The sequence below is a fragment of the Erythrobacter sp. JB2-19 genome, assembly GCF_057365005.1.
The window spans coordinates 2,128,919-2,145,561 of sequence record NZ_CP200290.1 but is presented as its reverse complement, the minus strand read 5'-3'; the positions used below and the strand labels follow the sequence as shown (position 1 = coordinate 2,145,561).

Sequence of the window (16,643 nt, the reverse complement as noted above, 5' to 3'; positions counted from 1 at the left end):
GCTCCCTGTTGCAAGGCCCTTAGGCCCGCGTTGCCGTCGCATATAGCGCAATTGCAGCGGCGTTTGAAACGTTGAGGCTTTCGATCGCTGAGCTGATCGGCAGCTTCGCCAGTGCATCGCAGTGACCTTGGATATTGTGGCGCATCCCTTCGCCCTCTGCGCCCAGCACCAGCGCCACCGGCCCGGTGGGCAGAGCATCGGCCAAGGTTTCGTCCGCTTCACCGGTTAGGCCAATGCGCCAATAGCCAGCTTCGGCCAAGTCCTCCAAGGTCCGCGCAAGATTGACGACCCGCACCCATGGCACCGTCTCCAGCGCGCCAGATGCGGACTTTGCGAGCACGCCGGATTCGGGCGGCGTATGGCGATCTTGGGTAACGATAGCGGCGGCCCCAAACGCAGCGGCAGAGCGCAGGATCGCACCGACATTGTGCGGGTCCGTCACCTGGTCGAGCACCAGGATCGGCCTTGCTGGATCGCCCAGCGCAACCTCGTCGATGAACACCGTCTCCAGCGCCTCGCATTCCAGCACCAGGCCTTGATGGGGCGCGTCTTTCGCAACCAAGCGGGCGAGATCGCTGACATCGGCATATTCCACTGGGAAGTCCGCTGGCAGTTCACCGTCTAGCCCCTCAATCGCTTCGCGTGTCGCCCACAGTTTGCGATGCTTGCGCGCTGGGTTCTTGAGCGCCGCCTCAACCGGATGCCGCCCCCATAGGCGCGTTTGCCCCGCCGATGCCCGGCCAGACCCGCGTCCGCCCTTCATTCGTCCCGCTCTGCCTCTCAGCGCTTTTTTGCGTTCTGGTCGCGCCATGATGGCTCCTGTTTCCTGACTTAGTTTGCTCCCCTGCCAGCAGCCCCATTGACAGGCAAGCGCCGCTTCGCCATTGGGGCGCCTCTCGGCATGACGAGCCTGTGAGGGCACGCTCAATTTCCCGCAAGGTATGTGGACAGGTGGCCGAGTGGTTAAAGGCAGCAGACTGTAAATCTGCCCGCGCAAGCGTACATAGGTTCGAATCCTATCCTGTCCACCACCTGCCTTGTCTCTCATAGTTGCGAAACTGCGTACCTTCTCGTGATCCCAATGGGCGCTGGAACACGTTTGCGTTTTTCGAATCTGTGACTTTTACGGGAAAGTACGCGTTTCCATTGGTTTACGCGCAAAATGCAACGTGACGTTGTGACTTTTGGGATTTGAACATGTTTTGTGTGCCTGCTGCGCGCACAAGAATGTCCCCGAGCAACGCAAATACGCCGCCGTCAACAAACGATATCCACCATATGAAAGAGCCGCGATCTGACTAGAGTAAGCCGCACAGGTAGGAAAACGCTCACGTCTTGCAATCTCTCAAATAATTGCACGATGTCGAAAACGTACAATCAATGCAGCGTGTTATGGCTAAGGTTGCCCTTTAATCAACAGGGAGGGGTGCGGGAATACAATCCAACGTAAGCGATAACAGAATTGGATAATCGGGCCGCTTGCGCACCATCCCTTCGCGTTTGGAAGAAGGGAAATACACATGAAGAAGCCACTATTGCTGTCGAGCGTTCTTTTGGCGGGCATCACCGTATCATTGCTTGCCGTGCCGCAAGATGCACGCGCAGATGATTGCCTGCTTGACCGCGACGATGATGGCGTCGTGGATGCTGGCACCGACACTGATGCAGGGGCGAATTCCAATGACGAAGACCTAGCTCTTGCATGCGGACGTGCAGCGCAAGCTACCGGAACGCAGGCTACGGCAATCGGCGCTTTGACCACTGCCACACAATTAAATGCGACAGCAGTCGGCGCAGGAGCTGATGCCAGCGGTAGCTCGTCAACTGCCTTAGGCGGATTTAGCACTGCGTCTGAAGGTTTTAGCACAGCCGTTGGTGCTTCAAGCCAAGCTACCGGCAGTAGCGCAACTGTGATCGGAGGATTCGCTGAAGCCAGCGCTGCCAATACGACTGCGGTAGGCGTGTCTGCTGATGCGATTGGAGAAAACAGTACAGCACTCGGCGCGTTCGCTGGCGCTTCTGGCGCGAACTCGATCGCCATCGGTTCGGACAGTGAAGGAAATAATGCTGGTGCAGTAGCTGGAGGCGCAAATTCGATTGCCGTAGGTGTAGAAGCATCGGCGAGCAATTTTGGTGCGACGGCGATTGGCACCAACAGTGTGGCTTCAGGCGGTGAAAGCATCGCGCTTGGTTCCGAAAGCCTGGCAAGTCAGGGCGGTAGCGTCGGCATTGGCGTGGCAGCCCAATCAACGGGCCTGCTTAGTACCGCTCTCGGCTTTGTGGCGGTCGCAGGCGGCGAAGACTCTGTTGCTCTTGGTGCGAACACGACTGCGTCAGCCAATTCTTCCATCGCGATTGGTAGTAGTACGAGTGCCACGGGCGCTGCTTCGATTGCGATTGGCGGTGATGGCAATGATGCTGACGGCCGCGGCGCGCAGGCGAGCTTTGACCGTGCGAGTGCGTTTGGTTCGGATGCTCAGGCGCTGGGCGTGAACGCAACGGCGCTGGGTAATAGAGCCAATGCTGGGGGTACCGATGCGGTTGCGATTGGCGTGCGTGCTTCTGCGGTGATCAACTCCACTGCGATTGGTGAGCTTGCCAATGCAACTGGCGGTCAGTCGGTTGTGGTTGGCTCTCAAGGCAGCGCGGCGGGTGCGGGTAACACTGCGGTTGGGTTTCTTGCCAGCACCGCGGGCAACCGCTCAACTGCTGTGGGCGTTTTGGCCTCGGCCACAGGGTCCAACAGCACAGCGGTGGGTTCTAACTCCACCGCCTCGGAGAACTTCTCCACCGCAGTGGGCTTTCAGGCGACGACGACCGCCGCCAATCAGGTTGCCCTGGGCGGTGCGGGCAGTTCAGTTCGCATTGGCGACATTGATGCCAGTACAGCGGCGCAGGTTGGCCCTGTTGATGCAGTGACGGTGGATGCCAATGGCACGCTGGGCCGCCAGAGCGTTGCCACCGCTGCCTCGGTCGACAATGTCCGCCGCGCCCTCAACACCGTTTCACAAGTGGGAACCGCTCAGTTCGATGCGCTGTCAGGAAGGGTGCAAGACCTCAGCTTCCAACTCCAGGACCTCGACGAACGCACCAGCGGCGGTATCGCAGCGGCAATGGCCATGGGCAGCGCGCCAATCGTGCCAGGCAAGAACATCTCGCTGACTGTGGCGGCCTCAACCTATCGCGGTGAGCAAGCCTTTGCGGGATCGCTCACCGGGCGGCTAACAGACAGTTTCTACATCTCTGCTGGGATCAGTGGGAATACAGGTGACGACAGCGTTGGTGCGCGTGTTGCAGGGACCATCGGGTTCTAAGACCGCATAAGAATAGCAAGATTGAAGACGGGGCTTGGCGTTGCTGAGTCCCGTTTTTCCTTGCGGAATTGCGAAGCTGGGGCGTGGACGTTCGTCTGCTTGCTCTTGCCCCAGCACATATGCCTGCTTAATTGCAGCCTATGCGCACCTCTCCAGATATGACCCATCGCCCCGTCATTTCAGGCACTGGCCTGTATACGCCGGAAGAATCGATCACCAATGAAGAGCTGGTTGAGAGCTTCAACGCCTTTGTTGACCGCCACAATGCAGAGCATGCCGAGGCGATTGCCGTGGGCGAAGCGGAAGCGCTGACCTACAGCTCGGTCGAGTTCATCGAAAAGGCGAGCGGGATCAAAGCGCGGCATGTGCTGAGCAAGGCCCCAATCCTTGCGCCAGACACCATGTCGCCGCGCTGGGACGAGCGGCCTGATGGTGAATTGTCGGTCATGGCAGAGATCGGTGTGATCGCGGCGCGTGAGGCCCTAGCAAGGGCAGGACGCGAGGCCAAAGATGTGGACGCGGTGCTGTGCGCGGCCTCCAACATGCAGCGCGCCTATCCGGCGATGGCAATCGAGATCCAGCAGGCGCTGGGCATTGATGGGTTCGGTTTTGATATGAATGTCGCGTGCTCATCGGCGACATTCGGCATTCAAACAGCAGCGGATTATGTCCGCGCGGGCAATGCGAAAAGCGTGCTGGTCGTCAGCCCGGAGATCACCTCCGGTCACCTCAATTGGCGGGACCGTGACAGCCACTTCATCTTTGGCGACGTCGCGACCGCCGTGCTGGTCGAGGATGCGGCGATTGCTCCGACAGAACATTGGGACATTCTTGGCACAAAACTGAAGACAGTGTTCTCCAACAATATTCGCAACAATTTCGGCTTTCTCAATCGGGCGACGCCAGAGACCGCAGGGACCGCAGACAAGCTGTTCGTGCAAGAAGGGCGCAAGGTGTTCAAGGAAGTCGTGCCGATGGTTGCGCAGATGATCCTGGACGAAGCAGAGCGGCTCAAGATTGATCCCAAGACGCTGCGCCGAATGTGGCTGCACCAGGCTAACTCCGGCATGAACCGGCTGATCGCGCAAAAAGTGCTGGGTCATGAGGCGAGCGATGACGAAAGCCCTACGGTGCTAGACACCTATGGCAACACATCAAGCGCGGGTTCGATCATCGCCTTCCATTTGCACAGCGAGGATATGAAGGCGGATGACACCGGCCTCATCTGCAGCTTTGGCGCGGGCTATTCTGCTGGAACAGTGTTCGTGCGTAAGGCTGCCTGATCACGAGCTTCGAGGAAGCGGTCCCAGGCGGCAATGATCTGCTGAGCGCCCCACCAGATTGCAGATACGGCGATTACCGAGACAAGTCCGTCGACCGCGTAGTGATACGCGAGGTGTACGCTGCTGATCCAGGTGATCACGAAGAACGCGGCGAAGAATAGGCCGAGGCGCGGTGAAATTTGGCGCATGGCGAGCCAGTACAGAAACGCAATTGCAACATGCATGGATGGCATGGCGGTAATCCCGCTGCCCAGGCCATTTGCATCAGCGTGGAACCATTCGATCAACATGTCTTGTACCCTGAGGGTCATGACCGGGATCTGCTCGTTCGCGGCGTTGAGATAGGCCATTTGCTCATCAAAGCGGGTGTCGCCGAGCAAGGGGCCGACGAATACGGGGCCGACAGAGGCAAGCCAGGTCGCCATCGCTCCGCCCACTAAAGTCCAGCTAAGCACATAGGATAGGAAGAAGCGCCTGCGCAGTCGGCTGTCGACCTTGGTAAAGGCAAAGTAGAGCACGCCGGGATAGAGCAGCAGAAACCACAGCTGATAGAGCAGCGCGAGGAATGCCGTGACGACCGGGAAACCCAGCGCTGGTTGGAGCACTTCCCAAGCATCATTGCCAAAGAAGATCGCGCGGTCCCAATCGACGAAAGTGTCATCCCAAGTGTAGTCATTGAACAGTGGGATGGCGGCCTTCATCTTCGAAAAGAACGGCAGCAACACAATTGCAACCGTCAGCATCGGTAGGCCAGCCAGAGCAGTGCGTTTAAATTCCGGCGTGGAATAGCGCGCTTTGAGAAAGGCCACCGGGCTGTCCGGGCGATGTTTATAGAGCTGGCGTCCTGCATCAACCGCCGCGATGACGATCAGGAACATGCCGAACAGGCGCAGGTTGACCCATATGCCAATGAAGCTCGGCGCGATTCCCCGCGCAGCGAGCAGCCCAATGCACAACGCCATCAACGCCAAACCAATCACATAGATCGGTGTTTCACTGCGCCAGCGCGGCAAAATGATATCCCTCATCTCAATCATGGTTGCGCGATTTACGGTAAATAGATCACTAAAGAGTGAATGAATGCGTGTGCTTAGTGGGGTTTTGGAATGCGCCAATCCATCGCAACTGCACGATAAAGCTGGGTGCAGAAATCGCGGCATTGCTTGCGAGGGCGCAGCTCAGCTCCTAGATGGCTCGGATGGCCGGAGAAATACTCGATAACGAAGGACGCGGTGATGTCAGCTGGAGCTGGCCGCCGATCCACCCCGAAGGACGCAAATATGGCGTGATTGCGGTTGTGATCAGCCTCTTCTTCCTAAGCCCATGGGTTGATTGGGAGATCATCGGTTGGCCGCTCTTGGCCTTATCTGCCGGGGTGTTCGCATTCTTCCGCGATCCAGAGCGGGTCGTGCCGCAATCGGACAATTCGATTGTCGCGCCCGCTGATGGCCTCGTCTCGTTGATCACGCAGACAGAGCCTCCGCCTGAGCTGACCATTGATGACGGGTCGGGTACGCCAGGCCTGCCTGAAGGGCCGGTCACTCGAATTTCGATTTTCATGAGTGTGTTTGATGTTCATATCAATCGCGCACCCATTGCGGGCGCCATTCGCCGCGTGATCTACATTCCGGGTAAGTTCGTGAACGCAGACCTTGATAAGGCGAGTGAAGAGAACGAGCGCCAGCATATTCTGGTGGATCGCGGCGACGGTGTGCAGATCGGCTTCACTCAGATCGCTGGCCTTGTTGCGCGCCGGATTGTGCCATTCGTGAAACCCGGCGACACCGTGGCCAAGGGGCAGCGCGTCGGTCTGATACGCTTTGGCAGCCGGGTCGATGTCTATTTGCCTGCGGGCACAGCGCCGAAGGTTCTGCTGGGTCAGAAAATCATCGCTGGCGAAACGATTTTGGCTGAACTCGGCGAGCAGAAATTGCTCGAAGGCATTTCTCAGTGAGGGAACCCACTGGCCTATCTGGGCAGGATGACAATCAGGCCGAGATAGCTAAGGGGGCACCGCGTGTCGGCCCGAAAGCTGCAGAGGATGAAGGGTTGCCTGGCGCAGCCGATCCCAAGGGCTTGTCGCTTAGGGCGATGCTACCCAATGCAATCACGGCTGGCGCATTGTGTGCGGGCCTGACCGGGATACGCCTTGCCATCACAGAGCAATGGGCGCTGGCGATCCTGGCTGTGATCCTGGCGGGCGTTCTTGACGGGGTCGATGGGCGTATTGCGCGGCTGCTCAACGCTCAGTCGCGCTTCGGCGCTGAACTCGACAGTCTAGCCGATTCGCTTTCATTCGGCATGGCACCAGCGATCATTTTGTATTTGTGGGTGCTGCAAGACCTGCCGCGTTTCGGCTGGTTTGCCTCACTCGCTTTTGCGATCTGCTGTGCTGTTCGTCTGGCGCGCTTTAATGCGCAAATTGATGTCGATGATCAGCCCCACAAGTCAGCTGGCTTTCTTACCGGAGTTCCTGCGCCCGTTGGGGCAGGGCTGGCCTTTCTGCCATTCTATTTCTGGATCGAGACCGGCAATGAGGCGTTTCGCGATCCATTGCTGATTGCGATCTGGCTAACGGTCATCGCATTTCTGCTGATTTCCAACATGGCGACGCTCAGCTGGGGGTCGCTGCGTCCGCGCCGGGCGATCAGGCTGTCGGTGATTGTGATTTCGGCGATGGCGTTTGCCGCGCTACTGTTGGAGCCATGGTGGCTGCTGATCACGATCAGCATCGGCTATCTGGCGCTGATGCCTTACGGACTAATCAAATATGGGCGGATTAAGCGGCAGCGACGTCTTGCAGCGCAGACAGACGGTTAGGCAGGCGGCGCGCAAACGGCCGAGTGGCTGACCCGCGATAGCCCGATGCGGCAGGACGCAAACGAACTTCAGTAGCCTCCACGTGAGGAACAAAGCCCGCATCGGCTAGGCTGCGTTCACGCTTAAGTCCAATAAAGGCGTTGCGCAGGCGCAGGCCGCTATCTGTAAGGCTCACAAAAACGCTCAGGGTCGCTGCGACAAACAGGCTGGCCAGCAGATAGAAAATCATGGAATTGCTCCTTCACGCCTTCATTCGTTGGAACGCATGATCAGGTTACATATCCTGTCGTTCCATATTTGTTCTGAATACCTTGTTCACTAGGTGTTCCGCTGCGTCAAGCACTTTTGTTCCACTTGTGTTCTAAATGCACTCTTTGTACTAGATTTTGTGGGAGATGGGCGCTAATGGCCCCTCCATCGTAGGAACAGATGAGGCGAATCGTCTCGTTCTGATTGTGCGAAATTCACATGGAAGGCGCTTCATACCGGTGCCGCTGGAGGGCTCTCCACCAGCAGGTTCCTTGCCTTCCAGAGGACTAACCGGAAAGGAATTACCTATGGCGGCCACTACCGTCACGATGCAGCAATTGATTGAGGCCGGCGCACACTTCGGCCACCAGACCCACCGCTGGAACCCGCGGATGAAGCCGTATATCTTCGGCGCCCGCAACGGTGTTCACATCATTGATCTGTCGCAAACCGTGCCATTGTTCGCACGCGCGCTCGACTTTGTTGAGCAAACGACCCGCGCAGGCGGCAAGGTTCTGTTCGTTGGTACAAAGCGTCAGGCACAAGAGCCGATCGCTGAAATCGCCCGCGCGTCAGGCCAGCACTTCGTCAATCACCGTTGGCTCGGCGGCATGCTGACCAACTGGAAAACCATCAGCGGTTCGATCAAGGAAATGAAGTCGCTTGAGGAAAAGCTTTCGGGCGACACCAGCGGTTTCACCAAGAAAGAAGTTCTGCAGCTCACGCGTAAGCGCGACAAGCTGGAACTGTCACTTGGCGGTATCCGCGACATGGGCGGCATTCCGGACGTGATGTTCGTGATTGATGCCAACAAGGAAGAGCTGGCCATTAAAGAAGCCGCTGTTCTGGGCATTCCTGTGATCGCAGTGCTCGACACCAATGTTGACCCAAGCGGCATCGCATTCCCAGTACCGGGCAATGATGACGCAACCCGCGCAGTGCGCCTGTATTGCCAGGCGATTGGCGATGCGGCTGTTGCTGGCCGCGGCGGCGCGGCTGCGGCGTCTGGCGCAGACATTGGCTCCATGGAGCAGCCACCTGCAGAAGCACCGGCAGCCTAATCACAGGCCGCCTCGCCAGCGCACCAAACCCGCGCTGGCACACTCACTGATAAACGCGCCGGGCATCCTGATTGGGGCCCGGCGACCAATTTATTTTTTGAAGGAATTCAGAAATGGCCGATTTCACCGTCGCTGACGTGAAGACACTGCGTGAAAAAACAGGCGCAGGCATGATGGACGCCAAAAAAGCCCTTGTTGAAGCGGGCGGCGATATTGAAGCTGCCGTTGACGCCCTGCGCGCCAAAGGCCTTGCAACCGCACAGAAGAAATCCAGCCGCACCGCAGCAGAGGGCCTTGTTGGCGTAGCCGTATCTGGCACGTCGGGCGTAGCTGTCGAAGTGAACTCTGAGACAGACTTCGTTGCGAAGAATGACCAGTTCCAGGACTTCGTGCGCAAGACCACAGGCGTCGCTCTGACGCTGGGCAGCGACGATGTCGAAGCGCTGAAAGGCGCAGCTTACCCAGATGGCGGCAGCGTCTCTGACAAGCTGACCGACAATGTTGCGACCATCGGCGAGAACCAGCAGGTTCGCCGGATGAAGAGCGTTTCTGTCGAGCAGGGTTCTGTTGTTGCGTACATGCACAACGCCGCAGCCGACAATCTCGGCAAGATCGGCGTTCTGGTTGCTCTGGAAAGCGCAGCAGGCGCAGACGTGCTTGAGCCGCTTGGCAAGCAGCTGGCGATGCACATCGCCTCGATGTTCCCGCAGGCGCTCAATGCTGACGGCCTGGATGCCGACGTGATTGCTCGTGAGCGTGCAATCGCTCAGGAAAAAGCAGCGGAGAGCGGCAAGCCTGAGAACGTGCAGGAAAAGATGGTCGAAGGCGCGATCAAGAAGTTCGCGAAAGAGAACGCTCTGCTCAGCCAGATGTTCGTGATGGACAACAAGGCGACGGTTGAAGAAGTTGTCGCTCGCACCGGCAAGGAAGCTGGTTCAGAGATCGTCCTGAAGGATTACGTCCGCTTCCAACTCGGTGAAGGCATCGAGAAGGAAGAAGAAGACTTCGCCGCAGAAGTCGCTGCGACGCTTAAGGGTTAAGCTTCAATCGCTTCATTGGCCCATGCGGCCATACAATTTCTGGCCGTCGGACCTGTCATGGGTTCGGCGGCCGAATTGTTATGGGCGTCGAATGCGAACGGCCGTTGACGTTCCAAACTCGTCTCCTGTTCAGTGCCGCGAAAGATAGTCCGACTATCTTATTCGATATAAATGAGGGGTTTAACGCAATGAAAAACGTCAAAATGGGTTTGCTTTCTTTCGGACTTGCCTACGCGGCTTTATTGCCAGCTACAGTTAGCGCCAAAGAAACAAACTCCGAGGTCGTTCCCTTTGAGAAACTCTGTGATGCCGAAAGCCGTCCTTACTTGAAGCTATGCAATTTCTTGGAAAATGCTGACGAGGTGATTGGGTTTGAAGAGACGGTAAGTCTGACCGGAGATCCGAATTCCTATGTCGTGCTAGCCAGATATGACGACGACTGGAGTATATATGCTCGCGGTGTTTTTCGTCATCCTTCGCAGGACGCAGAAGGTTCTTGGACAACGGAGACTCGCGCAGTCACCCGACGGATTTCAACTGAAATGATGGCGAAATTCTATGCGTCACAAGCGTGGCGAGGCGATAAGGAACAGGAATCCAAACCTGCCCAACGCCCAAAAATTTGCCTTGATGGTGCGGGCTTTACCATCGGCATAAAAGGTTCTGATTTACAAACAGGATCAGACCCAAAAATAGTAGCGAGACGGTTTTTCTGTTCTAGCAAGACGGGTTTTAACGAGATGAAGCTAGATCTCCAGAAACTCGCAGTTGAAAAAGATCCCGAGATGGCGAAGTTTTTCCCTAGTGCCGTCAGGAACCTGACTGGTCTAGGTCGGGGCGATTAGCAAAGTCTCATCGCCGCACCGCTCTAACCTCGATCAGCCAAATTTCCGGCTTCGTGAACAGGCGTATTGGCAGCAGGCTGGTGCCTAGTCCCGCGCCAGTGATGAGCGTCTTGCCGTGCTGCTCCACCACGCCGCAGGCGTAGAGATCGCCGTAGTCTGACATGGTCGCGGGCGCGCCGCCCCACGGGTAGGCGATCTGTCCGCAGTGGGTGTGTCCGGCCAGCACGAGGTCGAAATTCACCGGAACCTGCGGAAAGATGTCCGGGCTATGGGTGAGGGCGATGCGCGGGCCGGTTAGCGCTGACATCCCCTCCAAAGCCAGCGGCAGATTGGCTTTGCCGGTATAGTCATCATCCACACCGGCAATCGCGAGCGGCCCGATTTGCGCCGCCTCATTGGCGAGCACTGTCATGTTCTCAATTGTCGCAAGCTCGCTTTCAAGCCCCGGCCAATCAAACCAATGGTCATGATTGCCGGGTACCAGCACCGTGCCTAGCGGCGCGTCGAGCTCACTGAGCGGAGCGACAATCTCCTGGGCGGTGTAGATATGCGTGGCGGTGCGCTTCTCGCTCACCAAATCACCCGCAATCGCGACCAGATCTGGCTCCAGCGCGTTAATCTGCGCGACGATTTCACTCAATCGGCTGGGCGACATATCAGGCCCGGCGACGTGAATATCACTGATCAGGGCAATGGTGATCGGTGCTGCGCCCGGCGACAATTCGTCGCTCTCGACGACATGGCGTTCAACCGCGGGTGCGCCCATCGTATCGAACCATGCCTTTACGGCCAGTACCAAGCCAATCACGAGGGCAAGCAAGAACAATCGGCGGATCATTGGGGTCCCTTTGTCGGCCTATCGCCAATCTTCGAAACGCAGCATTCACAGCTTTTGCACGCTCATGCAAACCCACAGGCGGCGTAATTACCGCTAACACTCTTGGCATCACAACGCCTGCCGGATAAGGGCGGGGGGCAAAGACACATTCTGCCAGAAAGCAAACCACCCATGGCCCTTCCCGAAATGAAACGCGTTCTCTTGAAGCTCTCAGGCGAGGTGTTGATGGGGGAACAGGATTACGGGATTGATCCCGCTTATGTCGCGCGGCTGGCCGAGGAAGTGAAGGCGGCAAAAGACACGGGGTTGGAAATTTGCCTGGTCATTGGCGGCGGCAACATCTTTCGCGGTGTTGCGGGTGCGGCACGCGGGCTTGACCGGACCACCGGCGATTACATGGGGATGCTAGCCACCATCATGAATGCGCTGGCGATGCAAAATGCGCTGGAGCAGTTGGGCGTGCCGACCCGCGTGCAATCGGCCATTCCGATGAGCACCGTATGCGAGCCCTATATTCGCCGCCGTGCAGAGCGCCATCTTGAGAAGGGCCGGATCGTGATTTTTGCCGCCGGCACTGGCAATCCCTTCTTTACCACAGATACCGGCGCGGCCTTGCGCGCAGCAGAGATGAACTGCGATGCCTTGATGAAGGGCACCAGCGTTGATGGCGTCTACGACAGTGACCCGAAAACAAACCCGGATGCCGCGCGCTTCGATGCGATTTCCTATGACAAAGTGCTGTCTGACAATTTGAAGGTGATGGATGCAACCGCCGTTGCCCTTTGCCGCGAGAACAATATCCCGATAGTGGTGTTCTCAATCCGTGAAAAAGGGAACGTCGTGCGCGTGCTTGATGGCGGCGGCGTACAAACAATTGTGAAAGAGGAAGCCTGACCTATGGCTCAATATGACAAGGCCGATATCGAGCGCCGGATGAACGGCGCAGTGGAATCACTGAAGGGCGATCTGGGCGGTTTGCGCACGGGCCGGGCCAATGTCAGCCTGCTCGATCCAGTGGTTTGCGAAGTCTACGGCGCGATGATGCCGCTGAGCCAGGTAGCGACCGTGTCTGCACCAGAGCCGCGTATGCTGAGCGTGCAAGTGTGGGACAAGGCGAACGTGAGCGCGGTTGAGAAAGGCATCACTAAGGCGAACCTTGGCCTGAACCCGATGACTGATGGCCAGACCGTGCGTCTGCCAATGCCAGACCTGACCGAGGAGCGCCGCAAGGAACTCGCCAAGCTGGCTGGTCAATATTCTGAGAACGCCAAGATCGCGATCCGCAATGTCCGCCGTGATGGGATGGAATCGCTCAAAGCGGATGAGAAGAGCAAAGACATCTCAGAGGACGAGCGTAAGCGGCATGAAGAAGACGTGCAGAAGCTGACCGATAAATATGTCGCCGAAGCCGACGAGGCAGCGGCCAAGAAAGAACAGGAGATCCTGACCCAGTAAGGTCAGGCTCTGATGGGGAAGCAATCAGAGGCCAGTCGCGCCCAGCATGTCGCGATCATTATGGATGGCAATGGCCGGTGGGCGGAGAAGCGTGCCTTGCCGCGCGCCGTTGGCCATCAGCGCGGTGTTGAGGCGGTGCGCGAACTGGTGCGCAATGTGGGCGGAATGGGACTCGATTGTCTCACGCTCTATGCGTTTTCATCGGAGAATTGGAAACGACCCGATGAAGAGGTCGATGATCTGATGAACCTGATGCGTAAGTTCATCAAATCAGACTTGCCCGAATTTGTCGCCAATGACGTGCGCCTCAAAATCATCGGTGATTGGCGAGGTCTGGCGCCGGATATCGTCGCCATGCTTGAAGACGCTTTGGAGCAAACCTCTAGCGGGTCAAACACGTTGGCGGTTGCACTCAATTATGGTTCGCAAAACGAGATTGCGCGCGCTGCTGCAAAGGCTGCGGCGATTGGCGATGTTACGCCAGAGGCGATTGCAGCGCATCTCGACACGGCTGATTTGCCGCCGCTCGACCTATTGATCCGCACCAGCGGCGAGGTTCGCCTATCGAACTTCCTATTGTGGCAATCGGCCTATGCCGAAATGCTGTTCATCGATACGCTTTGGCCGGACTTCAAACCGGCGCATTTGCAAGAAGCGTTGGATAACTTCGCGCAGCGGGAGAGACGCTTTGGCGGACGCTGATGGTATGACTGGCGAAGAGGCGGATAAGCTAGCCTCTAAAAACACAGACCTGCCGGTGCGGCTTGCCTCAGCCGTCGTGATGGTGGGCGTGTCCTGTATTGCGCTGTGGCTCGGCGGTTGGTTCTGGATCGCGTTTGTTGCGCTGGTCGCGGGATTGGTTCTGTGGGAATGGAATCTGCTGGCAAAGGCATTTGCGAAATCGCCGCTAACCGAGGTGCTTTGGCTGTTCTTTGGCGCGATCTATGTCGGCGGCGCGGCGCTGGCCATGGTTGAAGTCAGGCAAAGCTATGTGCCGTTTTTTATGCTCATCGGCTTTATCCTGCCGGTTATTGCGGTTGATGTTGGAGCCTATTTTGCGGGCCGCGCGATTGGCGGACCCAAGATCGCACCGCAGATCAGCCCGTCAAAGACTTGGGCGGGCCTAGGCGGCGGGATTGTCGCGGCCAGCGTGGTTGCGATCTGCGTGCAGTATTTCTTCCCTGAGGCCGGGCATTTTGGCGAGGTGCCATCGGAAGGCTTTGGATCTCGCAAACCTGGTCGGTCCTCTGGCGGCTGGCACGTTAATCGCGGTGCTCGCGCAGGCAGGCGATTTCTTTGAAAGCTGGATGAAACGGCGCGCAGGCGCAAAGGATTCCGGCAAGCTCATACCCGGCCATGGCGGTGTGTTTGACCGGCTCGATGGCTTTATCGCCGTGTTCTTTGTGCTCGCATGCACGCGAGATCTTCTTAGGGTAGCATCGGTGGCCCGCTCGATCACAATTCTTGGTGCAACGGGGTCCGTGGGGGCCTCAACGCTCGATTTGATCCGGCGCAATCGCGATGACTGGCAGGTTGAGGCGCTCACTGCGAATTGCTCGGCAGACGAACTCGCCGCCCTGGCGCGCGAGTTTGATGCGCGGATCGCGGTTGTCGGTGATGAGAGTTGCCTTGGCGATCTGCGCGCGGCTCTGGGCGATAGCGGGATCGAGGCGGCAGGCGGCGCGCAGGCGCTATGCGATGCGGCGGCGCGCGGCGCCGATCTGACGGTTGCGGCGATTGTTGGCTGCGCTGGGCTCGCTCCAACGATGGCAGCGATAGAGCAGGGCGGGGTGGTCGCGCTCGCCAATAAGGAAGCGCTTGTTTCCGCCGGTGACGTCATGACGGCAGCGGTTGCGAAATATGGCGCGACCTTGCTGCCCGTCGACAGCGAGCACAATGCGATCTTCCAATGTCTTGCGGGCAATGACATGGCTGATGTCGCGCGCATTACTCTCACGGCCAGTGGCGGGCCCTTTCGCGAATGGACGCAGGCTCAGCTTGATGCTGCAAAGCCAGAGCAAGCCGTCGCACACCCCAATTGGGATATGGGCGCGAAGATCAGCGTCGACAGCGCGACCATGATGAACAAGGGACTGGAGTTCATCGAGGCGCACCACCTGTTTCCCGTTGGGCTGGACCGGCTCGGGATCGTTGTGCACCCGCAAAGCGTTATTCACTCTATGGTTGAGTATAAAGACCGCTCGACGCTTGCGCAGCTCGGCCCGTCCGACATGCGCGTGCCGATCGCATCTTGCCTAGCCTATCCCGTACGAATGGAAACGCCGATGGAGCCGCTCGATCTGCCAAGCATTGGCGAGCTGACTTTCTTCACCACAGACGAGGCCCGTTTTCCTGCCACCCGGTTGGCGCGTGAGGCGATCCATGCTGGCGGCGGGGCTCCGGCAACGCTGAATGCTGCGAACGAAGTGGCGGTCGCCGCGTTTCTGGCTGGTCAGATTGGGTTCACCCGGATTGCCTTAGTGGTCGAGGATGTCTTAAATCGCTATAGCGTGGCGGCGCCGCAAGGATTGGATGATGTGTTGAGCATCGATACCGAGGCCCGCGTGCGCGCCCGCGAATTATTGGAAAGCTCTGCTCTTGTTTGAATCGCCCCCTTTCTGGATGTACGCCGCCGGCTTCATATTGCTGCTGGGGCCGCTCGTCACAGTGCACGAACTGGGGCATTATCTGGTCGGCCGATGGTTCGGCGTGAAGGCAGAGGCGTTTTCGGTCGGCTTTGGCAAAGAGCTGTTTGGCCGCACGGACAAGCATGGCACGCGTTGGAAGCTCTCGGCATTGCCGCTCGGCGGCTACGTCCAGTTTAAGGGTGATATGAACCCGGCGAGTGTGCCTGATCCCAATGCGCCGGTGGAGCCGGGAAACTTTCAGAGCGCGGCTCTGTGGAAGCGCGCGCTGATTGTCGCCGCTGGCCCGGTCACGAACCTGCTGGTGGCAATCGCGATTTTTGCTGCATTCTTCACTATCTATGGTCAGCCAAAGATCGAAAGCGAAGTCGACACCCGGCAAATTGGCGAATTTGCTGAAGAATCCGCCGCGCGCGATGCTGGCCTCGAAGTCGGTGATCTAATCGTCGAGATCGATGGGGAAGCGATCACAGACTTTGAAGGTATCCGCGAGAATGTCGCGCTTTATCCAAACAGATCGATTGTCATCGGTGTGGAGCGCGATGGCGCCGAGCTGGATATTCCGGTGACAATCGCCAGCGTTGAGCAGACCGATAATTTCGGAAACACGGGCACGATTGGCCTGATCGGGGTTGCTCCGGTAGAGGCTGAATATGTCTTTAAAGACGTCGGTATCCTGGAATCCATCCCGCTCGCAGCCAGCCAATGCTGGGAAATCACAAAGATGATGGTGACCGGGATAAAACAGATTGTGGTCGGCGACCGCTCGATCAAAGAGCTGGGCGGGCCTGTAAAGATTGCCAAATTCTCTGGCGAGCAATTGAGCCTGGGTCTGGTCGCATTCGTGAACTTCGCAGCTTTGATCTCGCTTAATTTGGCATTCATCAACGTCTTGCCAATCCCTGCACTCGATGGTGGCCACTTGGCATTTTATGCTGCGGAAGCGGTTCGAAAGAAGCCGGTGGGGCCACGAGCGACCGAATATGCATATCGTACCGGGATAGGTTTGGTGCTGGTATTCATGGTGGTCGTGACGGTAAACGACCTCGTTTCGCTGCCGGTCTTTGGACCACTATTTGGCAGTTAACCGGGG

At 57.9% G+C, this 16,643-nt stretch carries 17 protein-coding genes and 1 tRNA gene; 14 read left to right on the top strand and 4 right to left on the bottom strand.

Features of this window, described 5'->3' with window-relative positions; translation table 11 throughout:
• Nucleotides 1-19 precede the first annotated feature (19 nt).
• Nucleotides 20-811, bottom strand: coding sequence for a 23S rRNA (guanosine(2251)-2'-O)-methyltransferase RlmB (gene rlmB, locus AC0V6O_RS10265; protein ID WP_486143744.1), 792 nt, complete (start codon nucleotides 809-811; stop codon nucleotides 20-22).
• 134 nt (nucleotides 812-945) lie between these two features.
• On the opposite strand from rlmB, the gene AC0V6O_RS10260 reads away from it, so the two are divergent.
• The 3 genes from AC0V6O_RS10260 (at nucleotide 946) to AC0V6O_RS10250 (ending at nucleotide 4,597) form a co-directional block, all read left to right on the top strand.
• Nucleotides 946-1,031 (top strand) — tRNA-Tyr (locus AC0V6O_RS10260).
• 489 nt (nucleotides 1,032-1,520) lie between these two features.
• A complete protein-coding gene (locus AC0V6O_RS10255; protein WP_486143742.1) occupies nucleotides 1,521-3,314 on the top strand; it encodes a YadA family autotransporter adhesin in 1,794 nt (597 codons plus the stop codon).
• 158 nt (nucleotides 3,315-3,472) lie between these two features.
• Nucleotides 3,473-4,597, top strand: coding sequence for a beta-ketoacyl-ACP synthase III (locus AC0V6O_RS10250; RefSeq protein WP_486145583.1), 1,125 nt, complete (start codon nucleotides 3,473-3,475; stop codon nucleotides 4,595-4,597).
• On the opposite strand, the gene AC0V6O_RS10245 is transcribed toward AC0V6O_RS10250, so the two are convergent.
• Complete coding sequence (locus tag AC0V6O_RS10245; RefSeq protein ID WP_486143740.1) at nucleotides 4,558-5,625, bottom strand: phosphatase PAP2 family protein; 1,068 nt, start codon at nucleotides 5,623-5,625, stop codon at nucleotides 4,558-4,560. The genes AC0V6O_RS10250 and AC0V6O_RS10245 overlap by 40 nt on opposite strands.
• A 170-nt stretch (nucleotides 5,626-5,795) precedes the next feature.
• Between AC0V6O_RS10245 and AC0V6O_RS10240 the strand changes: the two genes are divergently transcribed.
• The gene (locus tag AC0V6O_RS10240) at nucleotides 5,796-6,551 is read left to right on the top strand and encodes a phosphatidylserine decarboxylase (RefSeq protein WP_472639183.1); all 756 of its coding nucleotides are present in this window, start codon (nucleotides 5,796-5,798) and stop codon (nucleotides 6,549-6,551) included.
• Nucleotides 6,552-6,646: 95 nt separating this feature from the next.
• Nucleotides 6,647-7,417, top strand: coding sequence for a CDP-alcohol phosphatidyltransferase family protein (locus AC0V6O_RS10235; RefSeq protein WP_472640929.1), 771 nt, complete (start codon nucleotides 6,647-6,649; stop codon nucleotides 7,415-7,417).
• On the opposite strand, the gene AC0V6O_RS10230 is transcribed toward AC0V6O_RS10235, so the two are convergent.
• A complete protein-coding gene (locus AC0V6O_RS10230) occupies nucleotides 7,377-7,646 on the bottom strand; it encodes a hypothetical protein (protein WP_486143738.1) in 270 nt (89 codons plus the stop codon). The two genes, AC0V6O_RS10235 and AC0V6O_RS10230, sit on opposite strands and share 41 nt — an antisense overlap.
• 328 nt (nucleotides 7,647-7,974) lie before the next feature.
• Here AC0V6O_RS10230 and rpsB point away from each other — a divergent pair, with 328 nt between their 5' ends.
• The 3 genes from rpsB to AC0V6O_RS10215 all read left to right on the top strand — a co-directional run bounded on the left by rpsB (nucleotide 7,975) and on the right by AC0V6O_RS10215 (nucleotide 10,612).
• A complete protein-coding gene (rpsB, locus tag AC0V6O_RS10225; protein ID WP_486143736.1) occupies nucleotides 7,975-8,727 on the top strand; it encodes a 30S ribosomal protein S2 in 753 nt (250 codons plus the stop codon).
• A gap of 113 nt (nucleotides 8,728-8,840) precedes the next feature.
• The gene (tsf, locus tag AC0V6O_RS10220) at nucleotides 8,841-9,767 is read left to right on the top strand and encodes a translation elongation factor Ts (RefSeq protein WP_486143734.1); all 927 of its coding nucleotides are present in this window, start codon (nucleotides 8,841-8,843) and stop codon (nucleotides 9,765-9,767) included.
• Nucleotides 9,768-9,955: 188 nt separating this feature from the next.
• Nucleotides 9,956-10,612 carry a hypothetical protein gene (locus AC0V6O_RS10215; protein ID WP_486143732.1) on the top strand — a complete coding sequence of 219 codons (657 nt, stop codon included), beginning with the start codon at nucleotides 9,956-9,958 and terminating at the stop codon, nucleotides 10,610-10,612.
• Between the two features lie 7 nt (nucleotides 10,613-10,619).
• On the opposite strand, the gene AC0V6O_RS10210 is transcribed toward AC0V6O_RS10215, so the two are convergent.
• Nucleotides 10,620-11,450: a metallophosphoesterase gene (locus tag AC0V6O_RS10210; protein ID WP_486143730.1), complete on the bottom strand. Its 831-nt coding sequence runs from the start codon at nucleotides 11,448-11,450 to the stop codon at nucleotides 10,620-10,622.
• A 171-nt stretch (nucleotides 11,451-11,621) separates the two neighbouring features.
• Between AC0V6O_RS10210 and pyrH the strand changes: the two genes are divergently transcribed.
• From pyrH to rseP, 6 genes are read left to right on the top strand one after another with little or no spacing between them, the layout of a single operon-like run.
• Nucleotides 11,622-12,344: a UMP kinase gene (gene pyrH, locus AC0V6O_RS10205; protein WP_486143728.1), complete on the top strand. Its 723-nt coding sequence runs from the start codon at nucleotides 11,622-11,624 to the stop codon at nucleotides 12,342-12,344.
• A gap of 3 nt (nucleotides 12,345-12,347) precedes the next feature.
• On the top strand, nucleotides 12,348-12,905 hold the full coding sequence (gene frr / locus AC0V6O_RS10200) for a ribosome recycling factor (RefSeq protein WP_486143726.1): 558 nt from the start codon (nucleotides 12,348-12,350) through the stop codon (nucleotides 12,903-12,905).
• Nucleotides 12,906-12,917: 12 nt separating this feature from the next.
• Entirely contained in the window at nucleotides 12,918-13,607 is a 690-nt protein-coding gene (gene uppS, locus AC0V6O_RS10195) for a polyprenyl diphosphate synthase (protein WP_486143724.1), read from the top strand.
• Entirely contained in the window at nucleotides 13,594-14,205 is a 612-nt protein-coding gene (locus AC0V6O_RS10190) for a phosphatidate cytidylyltransferase (RefSeq protein ID WP_486143722.1), read from the top strand. The genes uppS and AC0V6O_RS10190 overlap by 14 nt, the downstream gene beginning before the upstream one ends.
• Nucleotides 14,126-15,511: a 1-deoxy-D-xylulose-5-phosphate reductoisomerase gene (dxr, locus tag AC0V6O_RS10185; protein ID WP_486143720.1), complete on the top strand. Its 1,386-nt coding sequence runs from the start codon at nucleotides 14,126-14,128 to the stop codon at nucleotides 15,509-15,511. Before AC0V6O_RS10190 ends, dxr begins: the two co-directional genes overlap by 80 nt.
• Nucleotides 15,512-15,527: 16 nt before the next feature.
• Nucleotides 15,528-16,637: an RIP metalloprotease RseP gene (rseP, locus tag AC0V6O_RS10180; RefSeq protein WP_486143718.1), complete on the top strand. Its 1,110-nt coding sequence runs from the start codon at nucleotides 15,528-15,530 to the stop codon at nucleotides 16,635-16,637.
• Nucleotides 16,638-16,643: the final 6 nt, after the last annotated feature.